The organism is Enterococcus timonensis (assembly GCF_900104595.1).
Classification (GTDB): Bacteria; Bacillota; Bacilli; order Lactobacillales; family Enterococcaceae; genus Enterococcus_J; species Enterococcus_J timonensis.
The window spans coordinates 111,869-126,025 of sequence record NZ_FNVY01000003.1; the positions used below are offsets into that span (position 1 = coordinate 111,869).

Annotated in this window: 12 protein-coding genes; 6 read left to right on the top strand and 6 right to left on the bottom strand. The window is 37.2% G+C overall.

Annotated features, from left to right (window positions below):
* Window positions 1–35 precede the first annotated feature (35 nt).
* Window positions 36–764: a GntR family transcriptional regulator gene (locus tag BQ5341_RS02365; protein WP_071130475.1), complete on the bottom strand. Its 729-nt coding sequence runs from the start codon at window positions 762–764 to the stop codon at window positions 36–38.
* A gap of 162 nt (window positions 765–926) precedes the next feature.
* Between BQ5341_RS02365 and gmuD the strand changes: the two genes are divergently transcribed.
* On the top strand, window positions 927–2,321 hold the full coding sequence (gmuD, locus tag BQ5341_RS02370) for a 6-phospho-beta-glucosidase GmuD (RefSeq protein ID WP_071130476.1): 1,395 nt from the start codon (window positions 927–929) through the stop codon (window positions 2,319–2,321).
* Here the strand turns inward: gmuD and BQ5341_RS10470 are convergent.
* Together BQ5341_RS10470 and BQ5341_RS02375 are read right to left on the bottom strand one after the other, a co-directional pair.
* Complete coding sequence (locus BQ5341_RS10470) at window positions 2,318–2,542, bottom strand: hypothetical protein (protein ID WP_158661728.1); 225 nt, start codon at window positions 2,540–2,542, stop codon at window positions 2,318–2,320. The genes gmuD and BQ5341_RS10470 overlap by 4 nt on opposite strands.
* A gap of 165 nt (window positions 2,543–2,707) precedes the next feature.
* Window positions 2,708–3,121 (bottom strand): Ohr family peroxiredoxin, encoded by a 414-nt coding sequence (locus BQ5341_RS02375; protein WP_071130477.1) that lies wholly within the window; start codon window positions 3,119–3,121, stop codon window positions 2,708–2,710.
* Between the two features lie 97 nt (window positions 3,122–3,218).
* Here BQ5341_RS02375 and BQ5341_RS02380 point away from each other — a divergent pair, with 97 nt between their 5' ends.
* Window positions 3,219–4,097, top strand: a complete 879-nt coding sequence (locus tag BQ5341_RS02380; protein ID WP_083378564.1) for an aminoglycoside 6-adenylyltransferase — start codon at window positions 3,219–3,221, stop codon at window positions 4,095–4,097.
* Between the two features lie 115 nt (window positions 4,098–4,212).
* Here BQ5341_RS02380 and BQ5341_RS02385 read toward each other — a convergent pair whose 3' ends face one another.
* Window positions 4,213–5,040, bottom strand: a complete 828-nt coding sequence (locus BQ5341_RS02385) for an AraC family transcriptional regulator (RefSeq protein WP_071130478.1) — start codon at window positions 5,038–5,040, stop codon at window positions 4,213–4,215.
* Between the two features lie 73 nt (window positions 5,041–5,113).
* Here BQ5341_RS02385 and BQ5341_RS02390 point away from each other — a divergent pair, with 73 nt between their 5' ends.
* The 4 genes from BQ5341_RS02390 (at window position 5,114) to BQ5341_RS02405 (ending at window position 10,885) form a co-directional block, all read left to right on the top strand.
* Entirely contained in the window at window positions 5,114–6,403 is a 1,290-nt protein-coding gene (locus tag BQ5341_RS02390) for a Gfo/Idh/MocA family oxidoreductase (protein WP_071130479.1), read from the top strand.
* Entirely contained in the window at window positions 6,393–7,652 is a 1,260-nt protein-coding gene (locus tag BQ5341_RS02395) for a glycoside hydrolase family 28 protein (RefSeq protein WP_071130480.1), read from the top strand. Before BQ5341_RS02390 ends, BQ5341_RS02395 begins: the two co-directional genes overlap by 11 nt.
* Before the next feature lie 37 nt (window positions 7,653–7,689).
* Window positions 7,690–9,930 carry a hypothetical protein gene (locus BQ5341_RS02400; protein WP_071130481.1) on the top strand — a complete coding sequence of 747 codons (2,241 nt, stop codon included), beginning with the start codon at window positions 7,690–7,692 and terminating at the stop codon, window positions 9,928–9,930.
* Between the two features lie 112 nt (window positions 9,931–10,042).
* Window positions 10,043–10,885 carry a sugar phosphate isomerase/epimerase family protein gene (locus tag BQ5341_RS02405; protein ID WP_071130482.1) on the top strand — a complete coding sequence of 281 codons (843 nt, stop codon included), beginning with the start codon at window positions 10,043–10,045 and terminating at the stop codon, window positions 10,883–10,885.
* Between the two features lie 47 nt (window positions 10,886–10,932).
* Here BQ5341_RS02405 and BQ5341_RS02410 read toward each other — a convergent pair whose 3' ends face one another.
* Both BQ5341_RS02410 and BQ5341_RS02415 read right to left on the bottom strand, forming a co-directional pair.
* Complete coding sequence (locus BQ5341_RS02410; protein ID WP_071130483.1) at window positions 10,933–12,381, bottom strand: response regulator transcription factor; 1,449 nt, start codon at window positions 12,379–12,381, stop codon at window positions 10,933–10,935.
* Complete coding sequence (locus tag BQ5341_RS02415; RefSeq protein WP_071130484.1) at window positions 12,374–14,152, bottom strand: sensor histidine kinase; 1,779 nt, start codon at window positions 14,150–14,152, stop codon at window positions 12,374–12,376. Before BQ5341_RS02415 ends, BQ5341_RS02410 begins: the two co-directional genes overlap by 8 nt.
* Window positions 14,153–14,157 lie beyond the last annotated feature (5 nt).

Sequence of the window (14,157 nt, forward strand, 5' to 3'; positions counted from 1 at the left end):
TTAAGATTGAAATGATTTAAAAAAATTTGCCAAAATTAATCTAGAGCGCCTCGCCGAATGTCTAACATATCGTAGCCCCGAACATCGTAACGGTTGCGACTTCTAGAATAATCAATCGGCGCCCCACTTTCTAAATAAACCACTTGCTCCACTTCCAAGACAGGATCCGTTGCGGCGCAATCCAAATACTTTTGATCAAAAGCATCACTTTTCGCAGCAGAAAGTATCCGATAAATCCCAGCAAATTTCAAGCCGAGATCTTCTAAAATATGGTGATAAATGGAATGGTGCAAATTATTTTCCTTTAAGTCCGGCACTAATTTTACCGGCATAAAAGAATGTTCCAAAATATAAGGCGTTCCTTCTAACAAACGCAAGCGAATAATTTTGTAGACGGGCTCATTTTCAGCAATCATTAATTTTTGTTGAATCGTTTCGTCGGGCATAATAATTTCAAAATCAATAATCTGGCTTTCGAGATGCGCATGGCGAGCGTCCATTTGCCGAGTCAATCCGTAATATTCATTCACCGGCGATGTGTCTTTATTTAAAAAGGGATGATCTAACACGCGAGTGCCGCTGCCGCGCTTAGAAATCAGCAAACCTTCCATAATTAAAATATTGATTGCCTTTTTGATGGTCATTCGACTAGCTGAAAACTCAGTGACGAGATCCGTTTGATTGGGCATCAGCGCCCCTTTGGCATAGGTGCCGTCTTTAATTCTCGTGCGCAAAATATTCGCAATATCTATGTACTTGGACATCTGTTCACCTCTGGAGTCAGTATAACTAAAAATAAATGACTAGACAAGTTTTATGAGGCGGCAAAAAGAAAATTTTCATTTGTCTTTTTGAAACGATTTCTTTATGATGAGAAGAGGAACAAAAAAGATATATTAATAGTAGGAAATAAAAGGAGGATGACCATGACAGAATATAATTTTCCAAAAGATTTTTGGTGGGGGAGCGCTGCTAGTGGCCCGCAAACGGAAGGACACGTGGCAGGCGACGGGAAAGGCGATTCGATTTGGGATGTGTGGTTTAAAGAAGCTCCCGATAAATTTTTTGATGGCGTTGGGCCAGACAAAACCTCGCAGTTTATGAAATACTTTAAAGAAGATATTCAACTGATGAAACAAACCGGCCACAATACTTTTCGGACGTCGATTCAATGGAGCCGATTGATTCCAGATGGCACTGGCGCGGTGAACGCTCAGGCGGTGGAATTTTATAATCAAGTGATCGATGAACTGTTGGCAACAGGAATTGAACCATTTATGAATCTCTATCACTTTGATATGCCGGCGAAATTGCAAGAAGAAGGTGGCTGGCTTAATCGGGAAACGGTGGATGCTTATGTAAAATTTGCTGAAACTTGTTTTGATTTATTTGGCGACCGAGTTAAAAAATGGTTCACTCATAACGAGCCGATTGTGCCTGTAGAAGCCGGCTACCTATATCAATTCCATTATCCGCTCCACGTTTCTTTTAAAGAAGCTGTTCAAGTTGGCTTTCATGAAAATTTAGCTAGCGCGATGGCCATTGAAAAATACCATGCAACATACGACGGCCAAATCGGCATTATTTTAAATTTGACGCCAAGTTATCCACGGGATGAAAATAATCCAGCTGACGTCTCAGCTTCTGAATATGCAGACGCGTTTTTCAACCGCAGCTTCCTTGATCCAGCAGTCTTGGGGCATTTTCCAGAAAAATTAATCGAAGTGGTGCAAGATTTAAATATTGTACCGGAAATGTTGCCAGGAGATTTGCAAATCATTGCGGAAAATCACGTAGATTTGTTAGGGGTAAATTATTATCAACCACGCCGAGTAAAAGCTAAAGTTTCAAAAAAAGTTGCCGGCAGTCCAGTAATGCCCGATGATTATTTTGATAATTATGAAATGCCAGGGCGCAAAATGAATCCTTATCGGGGATGGGAAATTTACGAAAAAGGAATTTATGACATTTTAAAAAATCTCAAAGAAAATTACGGCAATATCGAATGTTACATTTCTGAAAATGGAATGGGTGTCGAAGGGGAAGAAAAATTCCGCGGAGAAAACGGCGAAATTCAAGATGATTATCGAATTGAATTTGTTAAAGAGCATTTGAAATACGTTCATCAAGCCATTGGCGAGGGCAGCAATTGTCGCGGCTATCATATGTGGACGTGCATGGATAATTGGTCGTGGACCAATGCTTATAAAAATCGTTACGGATTTATTAGTGTGGAACTCGATCACGACGGACGCCGGACAATTAAAAAATCTGGTCATTGGTTTAAAACAGTCGCCGACTCTGCTGGGTTTACTGACTAGAAAGTTGGAACGGGGAAAAGTGCGGACTGGCTGCGCCAGGGGATAAAAAAAAACGGCTTGCGCCGGGAAATGAAAAGAAGGCTGCGCCAAGAAAAAAATAAATCCACTCCGAAAAGCTTGGAGTGGATTTTTGTGAGGTTTTTGCTGGTGGTAATAGACGGTGTGTTTTGAACAATGGCTAGGAAAATAGAAACAATACTTCCTGACTGCTTTGCAGTCATCCACCATAGTCCTAATTTTCTACGCCATTAATCGTTCAAAATACAACCTTATTTGACGGTGTGTTTTGCCTTGGGTTTAGGAAAATAGATAAAATCCTTCGCGAATGTTCCATTCACTGTGGCTTTTCCTAATTTTCTACAACCCAAAACAGGCAAAACACAACCTTATTTTTCCTCGGCTTCTATTTCTACTTTTATATTACCGTGGACGGCTTTGGAGTAGGGGCAGACTTCCATGGTTTCTTCCATGATTTGTTTCGTGTCTTCTTGGCTCAAGGTGTCGATTTTGCCAATTAATTTTACGGCCAACTCATAATTTCCCGACTTCGGTTCGCCCATCAAGCTTACTTCGCAACGGATGGCGCGGGGTAAATCTTCGAGATCGCGTTTTTGTAGCGGGTAAATCATTGCCGAGTTAAAGCAGGCAGAAAATCCGGCGGCGAAAAGTTCTTCGGGATTAGTGTAACCTGCTTTTTTTGTGGCCGAAGTTAAAACATCTAATTCACCGGTTAAAGATTGGGAATGGCCCTCGCGCCCGCCGGTGTTCACCACTGTAGCAACAGAAATTTTTTCAGTCATAGTAAATCTCCTCTCGATTTTAAAAATATTTTGTGTTAGGCAACTTAAAAAAACGGTTGACCAACCTCTAATTCAAGTGTAAAAGGGATGTGGTTTTTTGGGAAATGAAACGATTACGCGCCGCAGTGAACGGGAAATGTACGATCTTATTTTAAAAGTTGCTGATTCTTTGCCGGAAGTTTTGGCGGTGGGGCTTAATGGTTCGCGGACGAATAAAAATGTGCCGGCAGATGATTTTCAAGATTTTGATATTGTCTTTGTGGTGGGTGACACGGAAAAATTAATTGCCGATCAAAGTTGGTTAACAGCTTTTGGCGAAATTTTAGCTAGCCAACAACCAGAAGCAATGGAGCTATTTCCAGCGGAGTTGGCCCCGCGCTATACATTTTTAATGCAATTTACTGATGGCTGGCGCATTGATTTGATGCTAACACCGTTGTCTGTTGTCAAAACTTGGCTACAAGAAGACCGACTGTTAAAAGTTTTAAGTGATCCTAATCATTTATTAGGCGAAATACCTGAAGCAAGCGACGAACAATATTGGGTGACTGCTCCCACTGAGCAAATGTTTCACGACTGTTGCACCGAATTTTGGTGGGTGGCAACTTATGTGGTGAAAGGTTTAGCGCGGGATGAATATTTTTACGCTGTCGATCACTTTAGCCAAAATGTTTTAGGCGAATTACGGCGTTTATTCCGCTGGCAAATTGGTCTTTTAACAGATTTTTCGTTAAGCGTTGGTAAAAATGATAAATATTTCAAAAATTATTTGCCCAAAGAAACAATGGATCAGTTAGCGGCTCTGCATGATTTTTCTAGTTTACAAAAAATCAGTGACCATTTAATCGCCACTGAAAAATTATTTTTAAAAGTTAGCCGTCAACTAGCTGTCGATTTTCATTTTTCATTTGATGAAAAAACAGCCCAAGACGTTCTAAGTTATACGAAAACGATATTAAAAAAAGCCGACTTGTAATCAGGTCGGCTTTTTTAGGTCAATTTCGAGCAAAAATGCCATTAAAATTCTAAAAAGTGGGGAGATAGTCTGTAAACGATTTTTTTGGCGGAATTTCTGCTAAGATAAGGGTGTCTTAAGATTCGTTTTTTAAAAAACGACGCGGGGTGGTGCCGGTATAACGCTTAAATGTTTTAGAAAAATGAGCCTCTGAAGAAAATCCACAACTTTTGGCAATTTCGTCTAGAGGCAAATCAGGATAAAGCAATAAATAACGCTGACTTTGGCTGACGCGCTTTGTGTTCAAAAAATCTTGCAACGTTTGTCCGGTATAAGCTTTAAAAATTCGGGCCAAATAAGATTTATTTAAATAAAAACGCTCCGCCACACTAGCCAAATGCAAATCATCTTCGAAGTGATCGGCCACAAAACGCACCACCGGCTGAATCGTTTCTTGCTGCTTCAACCCTAGCTCCACATCTTGGGCTTGTTGTTTAGTAAACCTGGTTAAGAGGAGGAGGAGCTCGACGATTTTTAAAAATTGTCGGGATTCAAAAAAACTTTCCCGAAACAAAGACTCGTTATAGAGTGTTTCAAAAATTTCGGAAACTTGTTTTTGCTGATTGGCTGATAAATCATAGACTCCGGTTTGTTGGGCGAAGAAAAAGGCCGGCGTATTGGTCAAAAAAGGAATCGAATTTTTGGCAAAAGTATCTGGTTGCAGCTCAATTAAAAAACGCGTATGGGCCGAAGCTTGCGAAAAATCCGTCCGATGAGGAAGACCGGCATTAATAATCACCAGACTGCCTTTTTGCAGCGGATAAAAATGATCAGCAATTTCAATTTGCGCCGTGCCAGTCAGTTCAGCCAAATAATAAATTTCATACTCTGGATGATGATGATCCACCCGCATGGCAAATGGCGTTTTGCGAATTCTTTTTTCAATTACAAATTGGGGAAACAAAAAAACACCTGCTTAAAATTATTTTGGTAATTATTTTAAAAGAAAATTTAAATTTAAGAAATGAGGGAAAATGATGAAAAAAAGATATGTACAAGTGGGAACTGGCGGACGGGCGCGTTTTTATTATGACGCGATTGCCACCACCTTTAAGGAAACTTCAGAAATTGTCGGATTTTGCGATTTATCGCAAACGCGAATGGATTATGCCAATCGCCGCCTAGAAGAAAATGGTCATCCAGCTGTGCCGACTTACATTTACACTGATTTTGAAAAAATGCTGGACGAAACGAAACCTGATTTTGTTATTGTCACCAGTGTCGACCGGACGCATGACCATTATATCACGACCGCCATGGAAAAAGGGTACGATGTTATTACTGAAAAACCCATGACTATTGACGAAAAAAAAGCCCAAGAAATTATCGATTGCCAAAAACGCACCGGTCGCAACTTGCGAGTAACTTTTAATTATCGTTATGCTCCTCATAATTCTAAAATTCGTGAACTGATTGCAGCCGGCACAATTGGCGATGTTTTTTCGGTTCATTTTGAATGGCTTTTAAATACAAAACACGGCGCCGATTATTTCCGCCGCTGGCACCGGAATAAATATAATTCTGGCGGTTTGCTCGTTCATAAATCGACTCATCATTTTGACTTGGTAAATTTTTGGTTGGGCACAACGCCGCAAACAGTCTTTGCATTTGGCGATTTGAATTTTTATGGCATGAAAAATGCTGAAAAGCGTGGTATGCACAATTTTTATTATCGCGCCACCGGCAATCCCGTGGCTCAAGATGATCCCTTTGCGCTAGATTTAAATTCTTCACCTGATCTTAAAGCGTTATATTTAGACGCTGAAAAAGATTCCGGCTATTTGCGGGACCGATCCGTTTTTTCTGATGATATTTCCATAGAAGATACTATGAGTGTATTGGTGAAATATAATAATGGCGCGCAAATGAGTTATTCTTTGAACGCTTATCAACCGTGGGAAGGGTACAATGTTGTTTTTAATGGCAGCCGCGGACGGATTGAAATGAAAGTTGTAGAAAGTTCTTATGTTAATGCTGGGGGCAAACAAGAAAATGAGGGCGCCGCAAAAATAAAATCAATTAAAGTTTTCCCAATGTTTGGCGCGCCTTATGAAGTAGAAATCGAAGAAAAAAATGGCGGACACGGCGGTGGCGATCCAGTCTTATTAAATGATATTTTCGGCGTACCCGAAGAAGATCCATTGCACCGGGCAGCTGGCTTAAAAGATGGGGCGATGTCCATTTTAACCGGCGTTGCGGCCAATAAAGCCATCGCTTCAGGACTCCCAGTAAAAATTTCTGATTTGGTAGATTTTCATGAAGAATAAAATTACTGAGACAACAAAAAAATTACAAAAAATGATTAACGACGCCCCAGAAAATGGAAAGCTCGTCCTCCCTGCTGGCCGTTACGAAATTGGTTCGCTATTTTTAAAAAGTAAACTGACCTTGGAACTAGCAGAAGGCTGCGAAATTTTAGGCAGCCAAGATTTAGCTGATTATCCGCAAATAAAAAGTCGCATCGCCGGCATCGAAATGACTTGGCCGGCTGCACTCATCAATATTGTTGATTGTTCTGAGGTGAAAATTTTTGGCACCGGAACAATTAACGGCCAAGGCAAAATTTGGTGGGAAAAATATTGGGGCACCGATCATAAAAGTGGCATGATGGCCGACTACGAAAAACGCGGCTTGCGCTGGATCGTTGATTATGATTGCCAGCGCCCAAGAAATATTTTAATTCAAAATAGCCAAAATATTCAGCTTGAACAAATCCACTCGCTAGACTCTGGCTTTTGGAATGTCCAAATTTTGTACTCACAATTTATCACCGTCAAAAAACTCACCATCAAAAATGGCCCCGGTCCTTCAACAGACGGCATTGATATCGATTCGTCGCAAGATGTTTTGATTGATCAATGTCACGTGGCTTGTAACGATGATAATATTTGCGTCAAATCCGGCCGCGGACAAGAAGCATTCCTCCAACAAAAAACAACCGAACGCGTCAAAATTTCTAATTGTAAACTAGGCGTCGGCTCAGGCATTACATTAGGTAGCGAAGTTTCCGGCGGCATTCGCGATATTGAAATTTCGGACAATGAATTTTTTGATACCGGCGTTGGTTTTCGAATTAAATCCTCGAAAAATCGCGGGGGCTTTATTGAAAATATCCGCGTTAAAAATCTCACCATGCACAATGTTCATTTTGCCGTGAAATTTGATTTAAATTGGTTCCCCGCCTACAGCTATAGCGGTGATACCGAAGACGTGGCCCAGTTGCCAATTCACTGGCAAAAAATAATCGATGACGTTAAAGGACTCGCTGGCTTAACCCGTGTCAAAAATATCGAAATCGACACAATTAACGCCACCAAAGATCCCCAACAATTTTCCCGAGCTTTATATTTTGGCGGACTGAAAGAACAACCTATCGAAAACTTGACCTTAAAAAATATCAAAATCACCGCCACCGAATTCGGCGAAATCCACGCCGTAAAAAATTTAGTGCTGGATCACGTAGTTTTGAATGTGGAAGAGAAGACCGATAGCGCACGAGGAAAGTATGCACGGTAATAAAAAAAATTAATTTTGGGGAAAAGCGAGGCTGCATATGAACAGTAATAACCTAGTTAAAAACTTTCAAAATCCCCCTCATGAATATAGCCAGTTTCCTTTTTGGTTTTGGAACGGAGAAATCACCAAGGAGGGAATTTATGAAAGTATTCATGAATTTTATCAGCGCCATATTTATGGATTTGTTATTCATCCGCGAATGGGCTTGTCAGAAAATATTCCTTATTTAAGTGAAACTTTTTTTTCGTTGGTGACTTATGCCGTGCAAGTGGCAGCGCAACTGGAAATGAAAGTTATTTTGTACGATGAAGGAATGTATCCATCGGGGTCGGCTCATGGCGAAGTCGTCCGAAAAAATCCTGAATTTGCCGCTCAAGGACTGGCTTTATATACTCAAGAAGAATTTACGAACTACTCCGATGAAATAATTGAAATTTGGCAAGTATTTAAAAAAGAGCAATCATTTTCGATGGTTGAAAATAAATATTCAAAAAAATGGTATCTCGTTTATGCCTATTCAAAAGGAACTGTTCGCGGTCTTTATGACAGCGAGGATGATGGTCAAGAAAATGCCCCTAAAGCAGCAAATTTGCTAGATTCTCAAGCTGTAGCTAGTTTTATTCATTTAACTCATGATCGTTATTTTAAACATTTGGCAAATTTTTTTGGTTCGACAATTATTGGATTTTTTACTGATGAACCTAGTATTTTAGGGCGAAATCATCGGAAAACGATGCTCCCTTTTAAAAAAGAAACCGCAGAAATTCTCCAAAATAAAATTGGCAGTGAAAAACTAGCGACACTTTTTACAGCCGAAAAAAATTCTGACTTATATAAAAGCTATGCTGAAAGTGTTGAAAAAGATTTAACTGAAAATTATTATCGGCCGCTGGCTCAGTGGTGCCAAAATCATGGTATTGCCTTAATGGGGCACCCGGCTAGTGGAATGGATATCGGTGTTTTAGATTATTTTGGTGTACCGGGACAAGATATGGTTTGGCGCTTTGTTTCTTTTGCAGATCAAACGGGCATTGTCGGTCGTGAAAGTACGGCTGGAAAATGTTCTGCTGATTCCGCTCGTCATCAAGGAAAACGAAAAAATAGTAATGAAGTTTTTGGCGCTTGCGGTAGTCCTCATGCGCCGTGGGATTTAACGATGCAAGAGATGCAATGGTATCTCAATTGGTTATTTGTTCGCGGCGTGAATCTCATTTTTCCTCATGCGTTTTTTTATTCCATTGATGGCAAGCGGCGCGATGAACGTCCACCTGATGTTGGACCCCATAATTTATGGTGGAATGAATATGGAAAATTCGCCCAATATTCTAATCGGTTAAGTTATTTATTGACGGATTGTGTCAACCAGACAAATATCGCCGTTTTAACGAGCAAAACGTTTCTTCCTTATGAAGAGGTTCAATCTTTGTATCAACAACAAATTGAATTTAATTATTTAGAAAAAGAATTGCTTTTTTCAAAAGGAAAATTTGTGGATGGGCGCTATGAACTACAACAACAAAGTTACGATACCATTTTGGCGACGAAAGATTGCGGACTTTCTGATAGTGAAATAACTTTTCTAGAAAGTAACGGCTTAAAGATAATATATTTAAAAAAAGAGCAAGAAGTTTTAATTGCCCAAGCGGCTAAAAATCGACCACATATAACAGGAGAAAATCTTAGCCAGCTGCGTTTTTCCAAAATAAAAAAAGACCAAGAAACTTTTTATTTATTCTTTAATGAAGGACAAAATCCGCTTCATTTCCATTTTGAAAAAGATCTTCCAGCATCGCTTTGGTCCGCTAATAGTGGCGAAATTTTTGCCTATCACAATGAAGAAATTACTTTGCAACCAGCGGAGATGAAAATCTTTTCTGATAGTTTGGCTCAAGAAAAATTACCCGATTGGTATGAAGTTGGCCTAACTTATCAAATTAAAAGCAGACCATTAGCGTTAACAAAATTGCAAAATTGGGCTGAAATTCAAGCAGATTATTCTGGTAGCAACACGTATGATTTTGTTTTCCATTTTGAAAAAGAAGTTTTTGGCGAAGTGCTTTTTGATTTTGGAAAGGTCAATGATATTTTAATTTATGAAAAAAGCAGACAAGTTTCATACGCGCCACCATATACAGTGAAAATTTCGATTGAAGAACCGACAAAAGAACTTTCCCTAACAGTAATAGTCAAAAACAGTCTCACCAATACGTATGATAATAATCCACGTCTAAGCGGGATAATAGGTCCAATACAAGGATTTATGCTAGGAGATTATTAGTAGCAATAATTAACTTGTATGAAAAAAGAAAAATATAATTTTTGATAGTCTAAAAAAAATTTGAAGGGTATTTTTCTTCGTGCTAGAATAAGACAAAAAAGGAGGAATTTATATGTCACAATTTAATTTAGGTGCTCGTGGCCATGATATAACTGCAGCCGATACACCCGAAGCACTCGCCAAAATTCTGAAAGCAAATAATATCGAAAATATTCAACTAGCATTGGGGATGTCATTTCCTAAAATGCCATCACAAGCTAAAAATTTGAGTCCAGGTATGGGAACGTATTTTAAAAATATTTTTGCCAAAGAAGGGATTCAAATAGCTATCTTGAGCTGTTACATTAATATGATTCATCCAGACTTGAAGATCCGTGAAGAAGCATTGCAAAAGTTTATTTCTTACGTTAAGTATGCACGCTATTTTGGCGCTAGCATGGTCGCTTCAGAAACCGGTGGCGTTTTAGAAAAAATTATTTTCACTGAAAAAAATTACACCCCTGAAGCATTTGCTAAAGTAGTCGACTCAGTTAAGCAACTTGTAGCAGCTGGCGAAAAATATGGAGTAATGATTGCTATTGAACCGGGCTTAAATCATCCACTGTACTCGCTAGAGAAAGTTCAACAGTTGATTACGGAAGTCAATTCCGATTATTTAGGAATTATACTTGACCCGGTAAACTTGCTGAATGCTCAAACTTATCAACAAGAAGTAGAATTGGTTCAATCTGCTTTTGAGATGTTTGGTGAAAAAATTGTCGCTGTTCACTTAAAAGATTTTACGATAGAAAATGAAAAACTAATTCCAACTAACTTTGGGGATGGTTTGACAAAAAACAAAGAAATATTAGAAATTATTGACCAATATAAACCACATCTCAATATTATTTTGGAAGAAACAAAAGATGAAGCTTTGGGTAAAGCAAAAGAAAAAATAGACCAATTTTATTTGTAAACTAAAAAGCCTGTTTGACGTAGAAATCACGTCAAGCGGGCTTTATTTTAATAGTCAGATTGGGTTTTTAGAATAGAAATCAAAAAGCGATGTGGTGTGAGTCCTTCAATTTTTTTAAAGACTTGAAAAAAGTATTCTGGATTATTTTTATAGCCAACCAACTCTGCAACTTCAGAAACCGATTTTCCTTCAAATAATAATTTCTTTGCTTGATCAATTCGATAATTTAATAGACGATTATTGAACTTTTGGCCGGTAATTTGAAAATATTTTCGACCTAGATACTCCGGATTAAGATAAAAGATATTTTTTGAAATCCATTTAAGTGAAAGCTCACTATTTCCATAGTAGTTCTCAATGATATAGTTTAACGTTGCAGGAATATTTGTTGATTCTTGGGGATTAATTTTTTGCTTGATTTTATTGAGACAGTAATGAAGTAAGAAGTTGAGGTCGTTTATTCGCTTCGTTAAAAAAATTAAGGCAGAAACTTCTTCTAATATTGTATCTTTTGGAACTCTATAGGTATCAATAAGTTGAAGTATTAAATCATTAATTTGAACTTTTAAGCGATAAATGGAATTTAATTGAAGTTTACAGTTATCTAAAAATTTTTCAATATCAGTCTCTGCTTGGTGAAAATCCATTAACAGTATTGAAGAGAGCAATTGATTTTTGAACTCTTCATAATTTGATGAACTTTCTGAGGCTAATTGCTTCTGTTCTGAAAAGTTAGAAAGGAACTGAACATCATCAAAATAAAATTCTTTTTCTAATAAAGTTTTTCCTATTTGGAAATATGCGAATAAATCTGATGCTTTCTCAATTTGGGCCATAAAAATAATTGCTTGCATTTTTGGAAATTTAATCCTAATGTGTTTTATTTGATTAGGGGAAAGAGCAATTAAGAAATAGTTAGTTCCTTGAATGTGACCAGAAGCTAAAATATCTGGATCTAAACTAGTTAGTAAAGGGGGAATCAAATTTTTTTCATGGCTATAGTCAAACATGATGAGCGTGGGGGACAGTTCGAAAAGTGAATGCTGAAAGACAAAGTTTTTATCTGAAATCATTTTTTCGATTGAATTTGACAAATGTAGACGTTCTTTTAATTTATTTTTGGAAATTATTTCTAAAGTTTCGTTTAGGGCTCTTTGTAAAACATCAGTTTGGACAGGTTTTTCTAGAAAATGTCGTATACCCAGTTCCATGGCTTGCTGGGCATATTTAAGACTACCAAAACCAGTCACCACAATGATTTGCATTTGTGGATTAGTTTCTAAAAGTTTAGCTACTAGTTCCAATCCATTAATTTCGGGCATATTTATATCAGTGAAAACTAAGGTATAAGAGTGTTCTTTACATTTTTGTAAGGCTTGTACACTCGAGAAAGAAAAATCAACTTGGTTAATTTCATCTTCGGATAAGGAAGAAATTTTTTTTGCAATCCCACGAGCAATGATAGGCTCATCATCGATAACTAGAACATCAATCATTAATCTCACCTTTTTCCTTAAATTTAATGGGCATTTTCAGCTGGACTTTCGTCTCAATTTTACTTTCGGATGTGATCGTTAAGGAAGATTCTGGACCATAAAAAATACGGAGTCGTTCTTTGATATTATTTAGACCAATTCCATTTTTTTGAAAATCTAAATATGGAGAAGAAAATCCAGGACCAGTATCAGTTACTGAGATAAAGAGAAATTGATTTTTGACCGAGATATTTAAAGAGATATCTACTTGATTGTTAGATTTTTCAACAGCATGTTTAAAAGAGTTCTCAATTAGGGGCTGAATAATAAATTTAGGGACTTGAATATCTAAATTGTCCATGCGAATGTTTTTAGTAAAAGTTACTCGGTGTTCAAAACGGATGAGTTGAATTTTAGTATAAGCATCGACCAGCTTTAGCTCATCATCTAGTGTGACTATTGCTGAAGTATTATCAATTTTTTTTCGAAAAAGTAGGGCAAGAGATTGTGCCATTTCAGCAATTTTACTTTCATTATTCTCTAGTGCTAACCAATAAATTGAATCCAAGGTATTATATAAAAAATGAGGATCTAACTGAGCCTGTAGTGCTTGAAATTCAATTTCTTGAGAGAGAATTTTGATTTTGTAATTATCGTCAATTAAGTGATCAATACGTGTGAGCATATTTCTAAAACCATCATATAATTTAGCAACCTCGTCATTACTGTTTTCGCTAATATCCGAAGCATTTTTTAATTGAATAATATCTGTTTCGTTTTGCAAGTTATTCATATTATTAGCTAGTAAGATAATTGGCTCGGTTATTCGTTTAGAAATACGGTTGATTGCTTGAAGTAACGGAAGAATAAATAGAAGGATTAAAAAAGCAAAAATAACCTCAATACGAATGAGACTAGATAGAATTACTTTAACTGGAATTAAGTATGCAAAACTAAAATTTGAATCATTAGAAACAGTAGAGGAAATGTAATAAGTGCCTTTTTGCGAATCAATTCTTTTCTGGTTGAAATGTAAAAGATTCTTTTGACTAAAGCTGCTTGATATATCTTGGATTTCTGCATCATTAGAAAAAGTTGTTGGATATAATTGACCATCATAATTCATAAGAAAGATATTATCATCAGTAAAATTCAAGCTATTTTGGAGTTTTGTTTTAATGAAGGTCGTGTCCAACAAAATAATAATTGTCCCTAAGTAATTTAAAGATAAATCGTGTGTATTGAAAATTTTTTGTGCGAAAACTGCTTGATTTATTTCTGTTGAGAAAAACCATTTACCCGGACTTGGCGTGTTCGGAAAATTTTGGAGAATATCATCTAAGGACAAGTTAGGTAAAATCTGATTTGAATTGGTCAGAACGCTACCTAAGCTTTCATTTTTTTCACTGATCAAATAAACCGAAGCAATGTTCCTCTCGCTCATTGAGGTGTTTCGAACTAGTTCTTTTAGATTACGACCGGACATATATTTATCAGTATTGGATAAATTATCTTGGTTACTTGCTACCATTAATTCCTGAAAATAATCATCACCAATTAATTTATAAGCCATATTTTTAGGACTTTCCAATGAATTGGAGATTTCAGTAGTTATGTAAAACAACTCACTTTCGCTTTTTTCAAAATCTCGATCAGAAAGTAAGTGCCAAAAGATGATATTAATTAAAATAGTAATCAGGAATAGGCCCACGGTAACCAAAAACATGAAAAATTTAATTTTCTTGGAATAAGAAAGATGATGCACTTCTTTAAATAAATTCATTAATTTCATGGAAA